The organism is Burkholderia sp. MS389 (assembly GCF_016899425.1).
In the GTDB taxonomy this organism is placed as follows: Bacteria; Pseudomonadota; Gammaproteobacteria; order Burkholderiales; family Burkholderiaceae; genus Burkholderia; species Burkholderia sola.
Window position 1 is genome coordinate 978,075 of sequence record NZ_CP045996.1, and the last position, 16,714, is coordinate 994,788.

Here is a 16,714-nt window from a genome sequence, read left to right on the forward strand (position 1 = left end):
ATCGTCTGACCGGCGCCGATGCCGCGCCGTTCCACTCATTTGTCGATGCCGAACGCGCTCGACATCTGCCGCGCCCGCTTCACGTCGTCGCCATGCAGATAGATCGACGTCGTCGAGATCGACGCATGCCGCAGGTTGTCGCGCACCGTCGTCAGCTCCGCGCCGCGCGCCAGCGCGTGCGTCGCGTGCGTATGGCGCATCCAGTGCGGGCTCGCCTGGCGCAGCTTGTGCGCGAGCACCGGGTGGTCGGCTTCGACCGCAACGGCCGTCTGCGCGAAGAAACGCTGCATCACCTTCCACAGCCGCACGCTCGTGATGGCGGCCGCGTCGTCTTCCGCGAGGCTCGGAATCAGCGGCGTATCGGGCCGCCAGCGCGCCGGCGTGACCGGCAACCGGCGCGCGACCAGATAGCGGTCGAGCGCCGTGCGCGCGAGCGGCGGCAGCGCGACGCGCGCGGCCTTGCTGCCCTTGCCGATCACCTTCAGCCACGCGTCGCCGTGCGCGTCCGTCTCGATGTCGCCGAGCGTCGCGCCGACCAGTTCGCTCGCGCGCAGCCCGGTCGCATAGCCGAAATCGAGAATGAAACGCAGCCGTTGCGCGGCGGCCGGCGTCCAGCCCGACTGCGGCGCACCGTCGCCCGCGCGCTGGCCGAACTCGAGCCCGTCGGCGATCGTGCGGACCAGCAGCCACTCGCCTTCGGTGAACGCGTGCGACGTATCGAGCGCGGTCGCGCCGCGCGTGTCGCGCACCTTCACGCCCGCGAACGGATTCGCGAGCAGGTAGCGCTGCTCGATCAGCCAGCGGAACAGCGCACCGAGCACCGACAGCGTGTACGCCGCCGAGCGCGCGGACAGCGCGCCCGAGAACGGCCGCCAGTCGGGCACGCCGCGCGGCCGCACGGGCCCGACCCAGCGCTCGTGCGGCGTCGGCCGCCGGATGAACGCGCGATACGCGAGCGCGTCCTCGGTCGTCAGCGACGACAGCGCGCGGCCGCGCTCGACGATCGCCCACAGGATCAGCCGCTCGGCCTCCTTCCGGTACGCGCGCCGCGTCGCGGCCGATTCGTGCAGCGACAGCCACGCGTGCACGGCCGCGTAATCGTTGTCCGCGTCGAGCGTGCTGGTCGCGCGCGGCGCGCGGAACGTGCCGGCCGAGCCGTCGACTTCGTGCGGCAGCTTCAGGTGTTCCCACGGCACGATGCTGCCGCGCGGCGTCGCGGCGATCAGCGCGCGCGCCCGTTCGGTCAGGTCCGGATGCGCGGCGAAGAACGCGTCGATGCGCCGCGCACTGGCCATGCCGAGGCCCGCGATCGCCCGCCACCACTGGCGCCGGCGCGGAATCCGCACCGTCAGGTCGGCGAGCGTCGCGATCCCGTGCGCACGCAGTGCCACGACCGCGCGCGCCGGCAGCCACAGGCCGACGTCGTCGCTGATCTGCGGTGCCGGCGCGCGTGCATGGCGCAGTTGGGCGATCGCGTCGGTGGCCGCTTTCGCCTCCCGCAAACGCTCACCGTCCGCATGGCCGAGCCGTTCCGCGAGATCGGGGCGGCCAACCTGCCGCGCGACGCGCACGAGGCGACGGCGGATCGCGCCGATCACGCCGCGCGCCGAGCGCCCCGCGCCGAGCCGGTCGGGCAGGTAGCGTTCGACGGCCTGACGCACGGTCATGCCCGCGTACCACGCGCGCAGCGCGGCCAGTTCGTCGGCGTCGGGAAAGCCTGCGGGCGCAGGCGCGGAATCGGCGGAATGCGATGAAGCGAGGCGCGGTTTCATGGGCGCCAGTTTGACAGAAGCGCGCGCGGCCGGATACGTCGCGCGCGCCCTTCCGAACGGGACGATGCGCTGGCGCGACCCGGGCTCCCTCGGGCATCGCACCGGCGCATCGGATCGATCGAAAGGAGGTCAGCCCGTGACGACGGGTGTGCGCCGCACTTCCGACAGGTAAATGAGGATCAGCGACACCCACACGATTCCGTACAGGAACATGAAGCACGTCGTGCGCACGCGCAGCAGGTCGAGCAGCATGCCGAACAGGATCGGCAGCAGGAAGCCGCCGAGCCCGCCCGCGAGCCCGACGATGCCAGTCACGACGCCCATGTTGTCCGCGAAATCGTCGGCGACGTACTTGAAGGTCGACGCCATCCCGAGCGCGAACACCGCGCCGAGCACGAAGGTCAGCGCGACGAAGCCGGCCACCGGCATCGCGACGTTCAGCGTCGCGGTTCCGTCGATCGTGTGAATCACGAAATCGGTCGCCGGGTACGACAGCAGGAACAGCGCGATCCACGCGACCCACAGCCCCCACCACGTGACCGCGTGCGCGCCGAAGCGGTCGGACAGCGCGCCGCCGAGCGCGCGCAGCACGGAGCCCGGCAGCGAGAAGCCGGCCGCGAACGCGGACGCCATCACCAGCGACATCCCGTATTCGCTCTTCAGGTACTGCGGAATCCACAGCGACAGCGCGGTGAAGCCGCCGAACGTGATCGAATAGTACTGGCAGAGCCGCCACACGCGCGGGTCGCGCAGCACCTTGAACGAATCGAGCATCGATCCGCCGCGCTTGCCCGCCCCTGGATCGGGCGCCGACGCGAACCAGAAGATCAGCGCGGTGACGAGCAGCGCGACCGCATAGATGCGCGGCACGAAACGCCAGCCATACGCGTCGAGCAGCAGCGGCGTGACGAACAGGTTGACGGCCGCGCCGCACGTGCCCGCGCCGAACACGCCCATCGCGAGCCCGCGTCGCTGCGGCGGGAAAAACCGCGCGACATACGGCGTGCCGACCGCGAACGACGCGCCGACGCAGCCGAGGAACAGCCCGATCAGCAGGAACTGCCACAGCTGCGTCGCGTAGCTGACGACGTAGACGGGCACCGCGCACACGACGAGCAGCACCGTCATCACGATGCGACCGCCGAAGCGGTCGGTCCACGTGCCGAGCGGCAAGCGCATCAGCGCGCCGGTCAGCACCGGCGTCGACGTGAGCAGCCCGAACTCCGTGCTGTTCAGCCCGAGATCGGTGCGCAACTGCACGCCGAGCACGCCGAACATCATCCACACGACGAAACACACCATGAACGCGAGCGTGCTCGCGGCCAGCACCGACCACGCACGCAGCGGAACGGCCGGTGCGTTCACCACCCGCCCGGCATTACCTTGTTGAGTTGCCATACGCCAAACCCCGTTTCATTGAACCAGCGGCCCGTTCGCACCGTCGAATTCGACGCCTTCGACGCGTGCGCCGCCCGCGAGAATCGCCACGTACTGCCGGATCGCCTGCCGCCGCACGCGCGCCGCGAGGTACGCGGCGATCTGGTCGGCGGCTTCGTCGAACGGCACCGTGTCGCCCGGCACGCGGCGCTCGATGCGCACGATGTGGAAGCCGAAGCGCGTGTTGACGAGTTTGGGCAGCACGCCGGTGCCGTCGGTATCGAACAGCGCGGCCTCGAATTCCGGCACCGTGTCGCCGCGCAGCAGTTGCCCGAGGCTGCCGCCGACTTCCGCCGACGGGCAGTTCGACGACGCGCGCGCGACCGCTTCGAACGTATCGGGCGCGGCCACCACGTCGGCGAGCACCTGTTCCGCGCGCTGCCGCAGCGGCGCGAGCGGCACGCGGTCCGTCATCGCGAACAGCACGTGGCTCGCATGGACGATGTCGTCGCGGCGAAAGCGCGCCGGGTGCTGCGCGTAATAACGCTCGCAAGCCGCGCGATCGGGTTCGGGCACGTGCGTGAGTTCGCGTTCGAGCAGCGCGTCGACGGCCGCGTCGTCGAGCGGCGCGCCTTCGTCGAGCAGCGCCAGCGACACCGCGCGCTGCCGCAGCAGCTCGCGCACCGCGAGCGTGCGCCGCGCCGCGTCGAGCGGATCGGCTGCATCGTGGTAGTGCTCGGCTTCCGCCGAGATCGACGCAGCGTCGATCTCGATGCCGTTGACGATCAGCGGCATCGTCGCGACTTCGGAAAGAACCTCGTTCATGCTTTTTCCTCCTCAGCGCTTGCGTACGAGCTGGTACGGACGGATCAGGTACGCGATCGACGCGATCCCGCTCCAGATGTGCACCATCCGCGTGAACGGCGACACGAGGAAGATCGTGAAGCCGAGCAGGATGTGCAGCCGGTACGTGAGCGGCACGCCGACGAGCAGGCTCGCGATGTCCGGGCGGAACGTGACGACGCCCTTCACGTAGTCGGTGAGTTGCTCGAACATCACGCCGTCCATGTGGCGCGTCGACAGTACGACCGTGCCGAGCCCGAGCGCGAGCTGCGCCCACAGCATCAGCACGATCACGATGTCGGACGTGCGGCTGTTCTTGCGGATGCGCGCATCGCCCAGGCGGCGCCAGATCAGGATCGTCAGCCCGACGATCGACGCGACGCCGGCCGCGCCGCCCGCCACCATCGCGACCAACTGGTGCCCGGACGCCGACAGGAACGGCGACACGAGCCAGTGCGGCGCCAGGAAGCCCGCGAAGTGCCCGAGCACGACGACCAGCACGCCCCAGTGAAACAGGTTGCTGCCGAGCCGCAGCATCCCGTGGCGCAGCAGCTGCGACGAATCGCTTTTCCACGTGTACTGCTCGCGGTCGAAGCGGATCAGACTGCCGACCAGCAGCACCGCGAGACAGATGTACGGGTAGATCCCGAACAGGAACTGATGCAGGTAAGCGTTCATGTGTTTCCCCAGTTGGGCCCGCGCTTACGCGCCGCGGGCCGGCCGCTTGTCGTGGAACCGCACCGTCTGCTCCGCGGTCGCCGGTGTTGCAGCGCCGACGAAGCGCACGGCTTCGTCCGCATACGACGCGTCGAGCGCGCGGTAGTCGTCGGCGCTCGGCCGCTCGGCGGCGACGTCGTCGTCCGCGGCGGCCGGTGCGTCGACCGGTGCGAGGCCCGCCATCGGCAACAGCGCGCCGACGACGAAGCTGTAATGACTGCCGCGCTGCGCGAGCTGGCCGGCCACCGCGCGCAGTATCTCGCCGGTTTCAGCGAGCAGGCTGCGCGCATCGGGCGCCGGCAGCCGCGACAGGTATTCGAGGAACACGGGCAGATAGTCGGGCAGTTCGCCCGGGTTCAGGAACAGCCCGTGCCGCTCGTACATCTGCAGCAGGTCGACCATCGCCTGTCCGCGGTCGCGCGATTCGCCGTGCACGTGCTCGAACAGGTGCAGCGACGTCGCGCGGCCGCGATCGAACAGCGCGACGTAGTTCTCCTGCAGCGTCAGCAGGTCGCGCTCGCGCATGTACGCAAAGAACCGGTCGAGCCCGGCGCGTACCGTCCTCGGCAAACGCGCCGCTTCGCGCAGGTGCGTTTCGACCGAATCGAGCACGTCGACGAGCGCGTCGTCCGGATAGTCGAGCAGCGCGGCGAGCGCCGCATAGGTCGGATCGGGTGCGGTGCTCATCGGGAGACCTCGCGGATCGGAATGGTCCGTGTGCCCTTCTCCTTCTTCGCGCTGAACAGGCTCGCCGACGACCGGCCGTCCGAACAGCCGTTGCCGAACGAGAAGCCGCACGACGCGCGCAGGTCGTACGCGTTCTCCGCATACTCGCGATGTGTGGTCGGGATCACGAAGCGATCCTCGTAGTTCGCGATCGCGAGATAGCGGTACATCTCCTCGACCTGCGCGAGCGACAGCCCGACCTGGTCGAGCACGGCGCGCGCGTCGATGCCGTCGACGTGGCGCGCGCGCATGAACGCGCGCATCGCGAGCAGCCGTTCGAGCGCGAGCTTCACGGGCGCTTCGTCGCCGGCCGTCAGCAGGTTCGCCAGATAGCGCAGCGGAATGCGCAGCGATTCGACGTCCGGCAGGTAGCCGTTCATGCCGAGATCGCCACTGTTGGCGGCCGCGTTGATCGGCGACAGCGGCGGCACGTACCAGACCATCGGCAGCGTCCGGTATTCCGGATGAAGCGGGAACGCGATCTTCCAGTCGATTGCCATCTTGTAGGTCGGCGAACGCCGCGCGGCGTCGATCCACGCGGCCGGCACGCCGTCGCGCTCCGCCTGCGCGATCACGGCCGGGTCTTCCGGATCGAGGAACAGCGACAGTTGCGCTTCGTACAGATCCTTCTCGTTCTCCGCGCTGGCCGCCTCGCTGATCCGGTCCGCGTCGTACAGCAGCACGCCAAGATAGCGAATGCGGCCCACGCAGGTTTCCGAACACACGGTCGGCTGGCCGGCCTCGATACGCGGATAGCAGAAGATGCACTTCTCGGCCTTGCCGCTCTGCCAGTTGTAGTAGATCTTCTTGTACGGGCAGCCGGACACGCACATGCGCCAGCCGCGGCACTTGTCCTGGTCGATCAGCACGATGCCGTCTTCCTCGCGCTTGTAGATCGAGCCCGACGGGCACGCCGCGACGCACGCGGGGTTCAGGCAGTGCTCGCACAGGCGCGGCAGGTACATCATGAAGGTGTTCTCGAACTGCCCGTAGATGTCCTTCTGCACGTTCTCGAAGTTGGTGTCCTTCGCGCGCTTCTCGAATTCGCCGCCGAGAATTTCCTCCCAGTTCGGCCCCCACTCGATCTTCTCGAGTCGCTGGCCGCTGATCAGCGAGCGCGGCCGCGCGACCGGCATCGCACGCGTGTTGCCGGCTTCCTGAAGATGCGCGTAGTCGAACGTGAACGGCTCGTAGTAGTCGTCGATCTCGGGCAAATGCGGGTTCGCGAAGATCTGCGCGAGCAACCGCCACTTGCCGCCGAGTCGCGGCTCGATCCTGCCGTCCGCGCGCCGCTGCCACCCGCCACGCCAGCGGTCCTGGTTCTCCCAGTCCTTCGGATAGCCGATGCCCGGTTTCGTCTCGACGTTGTTGAACCACGCGTATTCCATCCCTTCGCGGCTCGTCCACACGTTCTTGCAGGTCACCGAGCACGTATGGCACCCGATGCACTTGTCGAGGTTCAGCACCATCGCGATCTGTGCGCGTATCTTCATGACGTTTCTCCGGTGCGGACGTTCGACGTATCGGTCGCGGCTTCTTCGCCGTCGAGCCAGTCGACCCTGTTCATCCTGCGCACGATCAGGAATTCGTCGCGATTCGAGCCGACCGTGCCGTAGTAGTTGAACCCGTACGCGAGCTGCGCGTAGCCGCCGATCATATGGGTCGGCTTCAGCGCGATGCGCGTGACCGAGTTGTGGATGCCGCCGCGCGTGCCGGTGATCTCGGAGCCCGGCGTATTCACGATCTTCTCCTGCGCGTGATACATCATCACCATCCCGGACGGAATCCGCTGGCTCACCACCGCCCGCGCGCACAATGCGCCGTTCGCGTTGTAGCACTCGATCCAGTCGTTATCGACCGCGCCGATCGCCTTCGCGTCGTCCTCCGACATCCACACGATCGGCCCGCCGCGCGACAGCGTCAGCATCAGCAGGTTGTCCGTGTACGTGCTGTGGATGCCCCACTTCTGATGCGGCGTCAGGAAGTTCAGCACACGTTCGGGGTTGCCGTTCGAGCGCGTGCCGACCATGTGTTCGTAGCTGCCCGTATCGACCGGCGGCTTGTACGCGCACAGCGATTCGCCGAATGCACGCATCCACGCGTGATCCTGATAGAGCTGCTGGCGGCCGCTCATCGTGCGCCACGGCACGAGTTCATGCACGTTCACGTAGCCGGCGTTGTACGACACGTGCTCGGATTCGATCCCGCTCCACGTCGGCGATGAAATGATCTTGCGCGGTTGCGCCTGGATGTCGCGGAAACGAATCTTCTCGTCCGCGCGCGCGGCGGCCAGGTGCGTGTGATCGATGCCGGTGATGCCGGACAGCGCGCACCATGCCTTCACCGCCACTTCGCCGTTGGTTTCAGGTGCGAGCGCGAGGATCACCTCGGCCGCATCGAGTGCGGTGTCGATCCGCGGGCGCCCTTGCGCGGCGCCGTGAGCGACCTTGTAGTTCAGTTCGCCGAGCAGCTTCACTTCGTCTTTCGCATCCCAGCCGATGCCCTTTCCGGCGTTGCCGAGCTTGTCCATCAGCGGGCCGAGCGACGTGAAGCGCGCATACGTGTTCGGATAGTCGCGTTCGACCGCGACCACCGCCGGCATCGTGCGGCCCGGCACCGGTTCGCATTCGTCGCGCTTCCAGTCCTGCACGTCGAACGGTTGCGCGAGTTCGCCCGGCGTATCGTGCGCGATCGGCGCGAGCACGACGTCGCGCTCGACGCCGAGATGCCCGTCGCACAGCTCGGAGAAGCGCTTCGCGATCCCCTTGAAGATCTCCCAGTCGCTCTTCGATTCCCACGCGGGATCGACCGCCGCCGACAACGGATGGATGAACGGGTGCATGTCGGACGTGTTCATGTCGTCCTTCTCGTACCACGTCGCGGTCGGCAGCACGACATCCGAGTACATGCAGGTCGTCGACATGCGGAAGTCGAGCGTCACGAGCAGATCGAGCTTGCCGCGCGGCGCTTCGTCGTGCCACGTCACCTCCTCGGGACGCCGGCCACCGGTCGCGCCGAGGTCCTCGCCCTGCACGCCGTGAGTGGTGCCGAGCAGGTGCTTCAGGAAGTACTCGTGGCCTTTGCCCGACGAGCCGAGCAGGTTCGAGCGCCATACGAACAGGTTGCGCGGGAAGTTGTCCGGTGCGTCCGGGTCCTCGCACGCCATCCGCAGCGCGCCGGCCTGCAACTGCCGCGCGACGTCCGCACCCGCCTGCGACGGGTCTCCCAGGCTCGCGCCGACCTTCAGTGGATTCACCGACAACTGCGGCGCGGACGGCAGCCAGCCCATCCGCTCCGCGCGCACGTTGTAGTCGATCGGCGCGCCGTGGAACCGCGACTTGTCCGCAAGCGGCGACAGCAGCGCGGCCGGATCCATCGGGTCGTAGCGCCACTGGTCGGTATGTGCGTAGAAGAACGACGTCGCATTCATCTGGCGCGGCGGGCGGTTCCAGTCGAGCGCAAATGCGAGCGCGGTCCACCCCGTCTGCGGCCGCAGCTTCTCCTGGCCCACGTAGTGCGACCAGCCGCCGCCGGGCTTGCCGATGCAGCCGCACATGATCAACATGTTGATGATCGCGCGGTACGACATGTCCATGTGGAACCAGTGGTTGATCCCCGCGCCGATGATCACCATCGACTTGCCCTGCGTCTTGTGCGCGTTCTCCGCGAACTGCCGCGCGACCGAGATCACGTCCGCGCGCTTCACGCCGGTGATCGCTTCCTGCCACGCCGGCGTGTACGGCAGATCGTCGTCGTAGCTCGCGGCCACGTCGCGCCCGCCGAGCCCCTGGTCGAGCCCGTAGTTCGCGACGAACAGGTCATAGACGGTCGCGACCAGCATGTCGCCGTTGCGCGTCGCGATGCGCCGCACGCCGATCCGGCGCGACAGCACGGACGCATGCTGCGTCGAGTTGAAGTGCGCGTGCGGCTGGTTGCCGAAATACGGGAACAGCACGTCGACCACGTCGTCGTGCGCGGCCGTGCACGACAACCGCGGCGACAGCACCGCGCCCTTCGACGTCTCGCCGCGCAGGTTCCACTTGCCCTTGTCGGCGTCCGCCTGTTGACCCCAGCGGAAGCCGATCGAGCCGACCGGCACGACGAACTCGCCGTTCGCGTCGTCGATCATCACGGTCTTCCACTGCGGATGCGCGGCTTCGTCGAGCGCGTCGTCGAAGTCGGATGCGCGCACGAGGCGCTCGGGCACGTAGCCGTCGCCGTGCGGCACGAGCCGCACGAGGCACGGCATGTCGGTGTAGCGCTTGCAGTAGTCGGCGAAATAATCGCTCTTCCCTGCAAGATGAAATTCCTTCAGGATCACGTGGCCCATCGCGAGCGCGAGCGCCGCGTCGGTGCCCTGCTTCGGGTGCAGCCACAGGTCGCCGAACTTCGCGCCTTCCGAGTAGTCGGGAAACACCGACACGACCTTGGTGCCGCGATACCGCGCCTCGACGAGGAAGTGCGCGTCGGGCGTGCGCGTCTGCGGGACATTGGAGCCCCACATCATGATGAACGTGGAGTTGTACCAGTCGGCCGATTCCGGCACGTCGGTCTGCTCGCCCCAGGTCTGCGGCGACGCGGGCGGCAGGTCGCAATACCAGTCGTAGAAGCTCAGGCACACGCCGCCGATCAGCGACAGGTAGCGCGAGCCCGCTGCGTACGACACCATCGACATCGCCGGAATCGGCGAGAAGCCGACCACGCGATCGGGACCGTAGCGCGCCACCGTGTAGACGTTTGCGGCCGCAACGATCTCGTTGACCTCGTCCCAGCTCGCGCGCACGAAGCCGCCGAGCCCGCGCCGGCTCTGGTACGAGCGCCGTGCTTCATCGTCGTCGACGATCGAGCGCCATGCGTCGACGGGCGCGAGCGTGCGGCGGCGTTCGCGCCACAGCTTCACGAGCGCGCTGCGCACCATCGGATGCTTCAGGCGGTTCGCGCTGTACAGGTACCACGAGTACGACGCGCCGCGCGAGCAGCCGCGCGGCTCGTGGTTCGGCATGTCGGGACGCGTGCGCGGATAGTCGGTCTGCTGGGTTTCCCAGGTGACGATCCCGCCTTTCACATAGACCTTCCACGAGCAGGAACCCGTGCAATTCACGCCGTGGGTCGAGCGCACGATCTTGTCGTGCTGCCAGCGCATCCGGTAACCGTCTTCCCACTTGCGGTCTTCGTCGGTGACGGCGCCGTGCCCGTCTGAAAAGCGTGGCCTCGTGGTGGAGAAATAACGCAATCTATCCAGGAAATGGCTCATGGGGATCTCGTTTTTCCGGTCTTTGGCAGACCCTGATTATTTAAGGAGGGGAAATGCTGGTTGTAAAGGACGGTCGGATTGGAATCAGTCCGCCTTCTGCATCCTTTTCGTCCGGCTCGAATGAATTGTCTTTCGGATCGACGTATCACAACTTGATACAAATCACGGCATCGTTCATCGAGCTGCAACGTCCAGAAATAGGGACCGATAGTGTCGCCTGCTATGCTTCGCACGGCAGTGCCGCGTCCTGCTGGTTCGTTTTCCGTTGAATCGGGACATCGGACTCAACCGCATCGAATGGCATTGAACGAACGACGGTGTCATGCGGAATCGCCGGCCGGCAGCGGGCCGTTCATGGAAGACCGCGCAATGCGTTCGACCGTTTTACCGGCCGTCGGCCAATGACATCGCCACCAATAAGAACCGCATTTTCATGACATCACGCCTTTTCACTGCCTGTGTCGCAGCAGCGATCGGGTGCGCCGCCCTGCCCGCCGCCCACGCCCGCACCTACGTCCCGCCGACGGCGTCGTTCGGCAACGGGGCTTACGTTCATCGATTCGTGTTGCGCGACCCGGTCACGCAACGACCGCTGCCGAATGCGCGCTATCGGCTGTTCCTGCCGGACCAGGCCATCGCGGGGCTGCCCGGCAAATCGGCCGAGCACGACAACGTGATCTTCGGCACGACGGACGCGGCCGGCCGCACGGCCAGGATCCGGCTGCCGAAGTTCCATCCGGAGCAGCAGTGGGTGTTCAACCCGATCATCGGCGAAGGCGAGATGGGTCAATCGTTCCGCCTGGTCGATTCGTCCAGCGACGCGCCGCTCGGCGGCGTGCCGTACGTGCTGGACGTCCAGGACGAATATCTCGCGTGCGGCTATTCGGATGCCCGTGGCAATACCTACTACGCGCAATCGCGTACGCGTCGGAACATCAATCTCTCCACCAGCGTGCTGATCGCCCCCGACGACACCGACTGGTGCGCGGGCCCGGGCGCGGCCATCGCGAACGGCACGAACGCGCCCGGCACGCCGGACCTGTACACGCAATATCTCGGCAGCCTGATCGCCAACGGCAACCGGGTCGGCGGCGAATTACGGCAGCAGATCGTCGCCAAGCTGCTGTCGCTGGCCATCTCGGAACGCGACACGGCGCGTATCGCCGCCGTGCTCGACCTCGGCGGCATTTCCGACGATCACCTGAACGACGTCGGCTATCGGCTCGTCGACGCAGGCGTGGAAGTCGAGCGCGGGCTCGCGATGATCGACGCGTATCTCGCGAAGCAACCGGCGGATGCGTATGCGCTCGACAGCAAGGGCTGGGCGCTGTATCGCGTCGGCCGCCACGACGAAGCGCTCATGTGGTTCGACCGCTCGATAGCGACCTTCGCGGCGGACGGCGACGAAGCAAGCGCTGCACGCGAAGCGCATGCGACCGCGCTGGCGCACAAGGGCGAAGTGCTGTGGAAGCTGGGGCGCCAGGATGAGGCGCGCGACGCGTTCGCGCAGGCAGGGAAGATTCAGCCGGAGAGCACCGAGCTGGCGCAAACGTTGAAGCGGCTGATGATTGGGAACGGGCAGGACGGCCCGAACGCGCCGTCGACGACAAGCGACTAGGCGACATCGCGGCGGCGTAACGGCTGTCGCCAGTCGTCGCGGAACCGTCGACGAACGTGCGCCGCCGCCCCGCCCGTGCGGGTCACTCCTCGCCTTTCGGCCCCGGGTTCAGCATCACGACGAAGCCCGCGACGCCGACGATCAACGCGAGCGCGCCGCCGCGCAGCGCCGTCGCGGCATCGAACAGCAGGCCCGTCACGACGGCCATCATGCCGGCGAGCGACACGAACACGGCGATCGCCGCGACGACGATCCGGTACTGGCGGCGTATCATCGCGCGCGCCGCGTCATGCCGCGGCCGCTGCGGCCGCCGCGTCGGCGTCGTCGCCGCGAATCAGCAGCACCGGGCACTTCGAGCCGCGCACGAAACGCTCGGCGACGCTGCCGAGCAGCACGCGCCGGATGCCGCGCCGCCCGTGCGTACCGACCACCGCGAGATCGATCCCGTGCTCGTTCACGTAGCGTTGCAGGCGTTCCGCGACGTCCTCGCCGATGCTCTCGGTCTCGACGAGTTCGGCTTCGCCCTTCGCGCCGGCCAGCGCGATGATCTGTTCGGCTTCGCGCAGCACCTTGCGCCCGTCGTCGCGGATTTCCTCGACGAGCGCGTGCGGATCGAGACGGCCCGCATACGTAAACAGCACCGACTTGTCGACCACATACACCGCGTTGACGGGCGTGTCGCCCGCCAGCGCCACCTTCACGGCTTCGGCGAGCGCCTGTTTCGACGAAGCGCTGCCGTCGACGGCCACCATGATTTTCTCGTACATGCGAACCTCGCTGGGGTGAGTTGCCGCACGCGCTGTCGCGTGCGGCCATGCCACCATCATCGGCCGGCGGCGGGTCCGGATGTTGACGGCGGTCAAGCTCCGGCGCTACCGCCGCATGCGGCAAAGCGACGCGACGGGAAGCGGCCGGCTTGCGTTGTCGCTCAGCCCCCGAACCGGGCAGGCGATGCGGACGCCGCTGCCCTTTCGAGCGCCCATCGCGCCGAAGGCGCTATCATCGACTATGCGACTTTCGTCCGGCCCTTTTTTGCCGGCCCCACTTTCAACTCGCTCAACCGACATGACAACGACTACCGAACGCGTGGACGGCGCCGCCCAGCATCTCGTCGCCGCCCGCCATGCCGGCTCGCCCGGCCCGCTGTTGCCCGATGCACTGCGCCCCGACGACATCGACACCGCGCTCGCGATCCAGCAGCGCGTGGCCGATCTGCTCGGCGAACCCGTCGGCGGATGGAAATGCGCGCTGCCGCCGCCCGATCGCGTGATCCTCGCGCCGATCTTCGCGTCGACGATCCGCGAAGCCGATGCGCCGTACCGCGTCGTCGGCGGGCCGATCGTGCGGATCGAGCCGGAAATCGCGTTCGTGCTCGATCGCGACCTGCCCGCGCGCGCGCAGCCGTATGACGAAGGCGACGTGCGCGCGGCGATCCGGGAAGTGCGCATCGTGCTCGAGGTACTCGGCTGCCGCTATGCGGAACCGGCGCGCGCATCGAAGTTCGAGCTGCTGGCCGACGGGCAATTCAACCAGGGGCTGTGCGTCGGCCCGGTCGTGCCCGACGGGCTGAACGTGCCGCTCGCGACGCTCGCGCTATCGTTCGAAGGCGCGCTGAACCGCACGATCGACGGCCGCCATCCGGACGGCGATCCGCTGAAGCCGCTGGTATGGCTCGTCAATTTCCTCGCGTCGCGCGGCGACGCGGTGCGCGCCGGCCAGATCGTGACGACGGGCTCGTACGCGGGCGCGATCGACGTGCCGCTCGGCGATGCGCTGACGGTGCGCTTCGGCGAGCTCGGCAGCCTGTCGGTGACGCTGACCGCTTGACGGGTCAGGTCTCTTTCTCGCCCAGACCGCCATGTCGCTGACACCGCTTCCCGCCCTGCTCGACGCCATCCTGCGCGCCGTCGCGCGCCGTTACCGGCTGCCGCCGCTCGAGCGCGCGTCGTCGCTGACCGACGCGACGAATCCGGCCACCGCGCTGGCGATCGTGATCGAGGAAGCGCGCAGGATGCGGGCGGACGGCCACGCGCCCGGCGCCGACTTGCGGCAGCGCTTCATCGATGCGCTCGCGCGGATGATCCGCGACGCGATGGATCCGTCATCCGGCGATCCGTCGTTTCAGGCGTCGGTGCTGCGTCACGATGCGCCGAACGTGCGCGAATACGCGTCGTTGTCCGCGCACGCCGAGCAGGACCGGCGCGCGCTCCACTCGGCCGTCAATGCGATCGCGCACCCGGCCAAGCTCGAACGAAGCGCCCAGGCCTGGCAACGCGACGGCCTCGCGCGCCTGCATGCGGCGGCCACTTCGGCGTCGTGGGCCGAGCTGCACGCGGCACTCGCGCATCTGCTCGCACTGCCCGAGATGGCGACCGACGCGGCGTTCGAGCAGGACATCGTCAAACTGAAGGACAGCCCCGCGCTCGAACGCATGCTGCGGCTCGATGCGCTGGCCGCGGACGAGGACGTCCGTCGCTACCGCGCGCTGTGGGTCCGGCAGGGGCCGCTCGTCGGCAGCACGGTCGCCGTCGCGCAGGGCGTCGCGTCGCAGCAGCGCGGCGCGGCCGTCGAAGCGCTGGCGGCGCAGGCGCTCGACGCACTGGCGCGCAGGCTCGACGCGGTGGACGAGCAGCGCACCTACCGCGTCGTCACGTCGATGCGCGTGCCGTCGTCGATCCCGGGCCGGCACGACCGCGCGAAAACCGAATGGGATGCGATCCTGCTCGAACGCGCGCGCGGCAACGACCCGGCGCCCGCGTGGAACGTGCGCTTCCTCGTCGAGGCGAAGGCGTCCGCGGATGCCGCGACGACCGATCTGCCGCGGCTGCTGCGCGGCCTGACCCTGCTCGCGCAGGCGGCCCCCGACACGGTCTATGCGTTCGAGACGCACCAGGGCACGGTACGCGTGCATGGCGCATCGCTGCATGCGCTGACGACCGACGAAGCGGCGCTGCCCCGCGAAGTGCTGTATTGCTGCGACGCGTCGGCGGATGCGACGCCGCGGCTGCTGAGCGCCGCGAGCCGGATGCAGCTGCTGTCCGCGCAGGCGAGCCTCGAATACGCGAGCGTGTTCGCGCAACGGCCGGATGCCGATCCGGACGGCCTCGGCGTCATCTGGCACGCGCTGCTGACCCTGCCGCAATGGCAGGCCGTGCTGCATCAGTACCCGTCGTTACGGCAGGTGCGTGAGCTGATGGTGGCCATCGACGACTTGCGCGCCGCGCTGGACGAGATGGACGACGGAGGCATCGCCAGCAGCGTGTGCGCGTGATGCGCGAATACAGCCGGCCGCCGCACGGCGCTCGCGCATGGACCGCTCAGTTGGTGAGCACCCCGAACGGCAGCGTCCACCCCGCCAGCCGGCCGCCGTCGCCCCAGCGCCCATCGGTCGCACCGCACGGCAGCAGGATCGGCGCGGCCGCGCACTCGAGCGTCTCCTTCGGCGTGTGGCCGAATTCCGCCTTGAACAGCCGGTGGAAATACTTCTCGTCGGGAAAGCCGTGCGCCCACGCGATTTCCGCGATGCGCTGATGCCGGCGCTGCGGATCGCCGAGCACGTGCTACGCGTGACGCAAGCGCCGCCGCGTGATCTGCCGCATCACGCCGCCCTCTTCCTTGAACAACTGATAGAGCCGCGCCCGCGATACGCCGATGTCGCGGCAGATCCGTTCGGGCGTCAGATCCGGCTCCAGCAAATGCACGTCGATGTAGCGACGCACGCGGTCGACCAGCGCATGCTCGATCGGGCCGCGCGCGTCGTTCAACGCCTGCGCGGTCGGCGACACCGCCGCGGCCAGCAGCAACAGCATCGCTTGCACGATGCTCGGCACGTCCTGCATGCGAAGGTTCGGCAGGTTCCGGAACAGCGACAGCATCTGATCGGCGACCAGCCGGCCCACGCCGCTCGTCAGCGTCTGGCCGTGCATCTGCGCCGCATGGCTCGGTAGCAGGTAGCGGGGCACGACGAGGCTGATCACGTCGCCGGCCTCGACCTTGCAGTCGTTGATCTGCGCGACGTCGTAGACGAACAGGTCGCCGGCGCCCTTGATCAATTCGGGGCCGCCGGTATGGCTCGCGAGCCGACCGCCGAGCAGCAACGTGAAGCGGATCGAATCCTGCCCGTCGAGCCGGATCCGCCGGGGGGTGCGGCGAACCGTATAGGTCGGCGCGCGCGAGTGCCAGTGCCGGCCCGACAAGATCAGCGGGCCGAGCGCCGCGCCGCTGGCTTCCGCGTCGCACGGGCCGTGGCCGCCGTCGTCGTCGAGGCGATAGTCGCACAGCATGTCCTTGACCCAGACGTGGAACCGGTCCGGCTCGGGGTAGTCGATCGTGCGGAACTTGAAAACAGGGACAAATGCAGCTTGATCCATGACAGTTTTTTTATCGAACCGGCGGGCAGGAAAGAAT

General features: G+C 68.2%; 12 protein-coding genes and 1 pseudogene. 3 read left to right on the forward strand and 10 right to left on the reverse strand.

Translation table 11 applies throughout. From position 1 onward, the window contains the following. Positions 1-35: 35 nt before the first annotated feature. From GJG85_RS34075 to GJG85_RS34105, 7 genes are all read right to left on the reverse strand, one after another. Positions 36-1,772, reverse strand: a complete 1,737-nt coding sequence (locus GJG85_RS34075) for a site-specific integrase (protein ID WP_089490304.1) — start codon at positions 1,770-1,772, stop codon at positions 36-38. Positions 1,773-1,901: 129 nt separating this feature from the next. Then, positions 1,902-3,170, reverse strand: coding sequence for a nitrate/nitrite transporter (locus tag GJG85_RS34080; RefSeq protein WP_050014166.1), 1,269 nt, complete (start codon positions 3,168-3,170; stop codon positions 1,902-1,904). 15 nt (positions 3,171-3,185) lie between these two features. Continuing rightward, a complete protein-coding gene (locus tag GJG85_RS34085) occupies positions 3,186-3,974 on the reverse strand; it encodes a peptidylprolyl isomerase (RefSeq protein WP_050014165.1) in 789 nt (262 codons plus the stop codon). 12 nt (positions 3,975-3,986) lie between these two features. After that, positions 3,987-4,670 carry a respiratory nitrate reductase subunit gamma gene (gene narI / locus GJG85_RS34090; RefSeq protein WP_050014164.1) on the reverse strand — a complete coding sequence of 228 codons (684 nt, stop codon included), beginning with the start codon at positions 4,668-4,670 and terminating at the stop codon, positions 3,987-3,989. Positions 4,671-4,694: 24 nt separating this feature from the next. Beyond that, positions 4,695-5,396 carry a nitrate reductase molybdenum cofactor assembly chaperone gene (gene narJ, locus GJG85_RS34095; protein WP_204384598.1) on the reverse strand — a complete coding sequence of 234 codons (702 nt, stop codon included), beginning with the start codon at positions 5,394-5,396 and terminating at the stop codon, positions 4,695-4,697. Next, positions 5,393-6,928 (reverse strand): nitrate reductase subunit beta, encoded by a 1,536-nt coding sequence (narH, locus tag GJG85_RS34100; protein WP_089490303.1) that lies wholly within the window; start codon positions 6,926-6,928, stop codon positions 5,393-5,395. The genes narJ and narH overlap by 4 nt, the downstream gene beginning before the upstream one ends. After that, positions 6,925-10,689: a nitrate reductase subunit alpha gene (locus GJG85_RS34105; protein ID WP_089490302.1), complete on the reverse strand. Its 3,765-nt coding sequence runs from the start codon at positions 10,687-10,689 to the stop codon at positions 6,925-6,927. The genes narH and GJG85_RS34105 overlap by 4 nt, the downstream gene beginning before the upstream one ends. Before the next feature lie 562 nt (positions 10,690-11,251). Here GJG85_RS34105 and GJG85_RS34110 point away from each other — a divergent pair. Next, complete coding sequence (locus GJG85_RS34110) at positions 11,252-12,307, forward strand: tetratricopeptide repeat protein (protein WP_239469017.1); 1,056 nt, start codon at positions 11,252-11,254, stop codon at positions 12,305-12,307. A gap of 82 nt (positions 12,308-12,389) precedes the next feature. Here GJG85_RS34110 and GJG85_RS34115 read toward each other — a convergent pair whose 3' ends face one another. Together GJG85_RS34115 and GJG85_RS34120 are read right to left on the reverse strand one after the other, a co-directional pair. Beyond that, on the reverse strand, positions 12,390-12,581 hold the full coding sequence (locus tag GJG85_RS34115) for a DUF2964 family protein (protein WP_027786097.1): 192 nt from the start codon (positions 12,579-12,581) through the stop codon (positions 12,390-12,392). A gap of 13 nt (positions 12,582-12,594) precedes the next feature. Beyond that, a complete protein-coding gene (locus GJG85_RS34120) occupies positions 12,595-13,074 on the reverse strand; it encodes a universal stress protein (RefSeq protein WP_050014160.1) in 480 nt (159 codons plus the stop codon). Positions 13,075-13,372: 298 nt separating this feature from the next. On the opposite strand from GJG85_RS34120, the gene GJG85_RS34125 reads away from it, so the two are divergent. Together GJG85_RS34125 and GJG85_RS34130 are read left to right on the forward strand one after the other, a co-directional pair. Beyond that, on the forward strand, positions 13,373-14,134 hold the full coding sequence (locus GJG85_RS34125; RefSeq protein WP_050014159.1) for a fumarylacetoacetate hydrolase family protein: 762 nt from the start codon (positions 13,373-13,375) through the stop codon (positions 14,132-14,134). A gap of 31 nt (positions 14,135-14,165) precedes the next feature. Then, positions 14,166-15,578: a hypothetical protein gene (locus GJG85_RS34130; protein WP_050014158.1), complete on the forward strand. Its 1,413-nt coding sequence runs from the start codon at positions 14,166-14,168 to the stop codon at positions 15,576-15,578. A 46-nt stretch (positions 15,579-15,624) separates the two neighbouring features. Here the strand turns inward: GJG85_RS34130 and GJG85_RS34135 are convergent. Further along, positions 15,625-16,677: pseudogene (locus GJG85_RS34135) on the reverse strand (AraC family transcriptional regulator). Positions 16,678-16,714 lie beyond the last annotated feature (37 nt).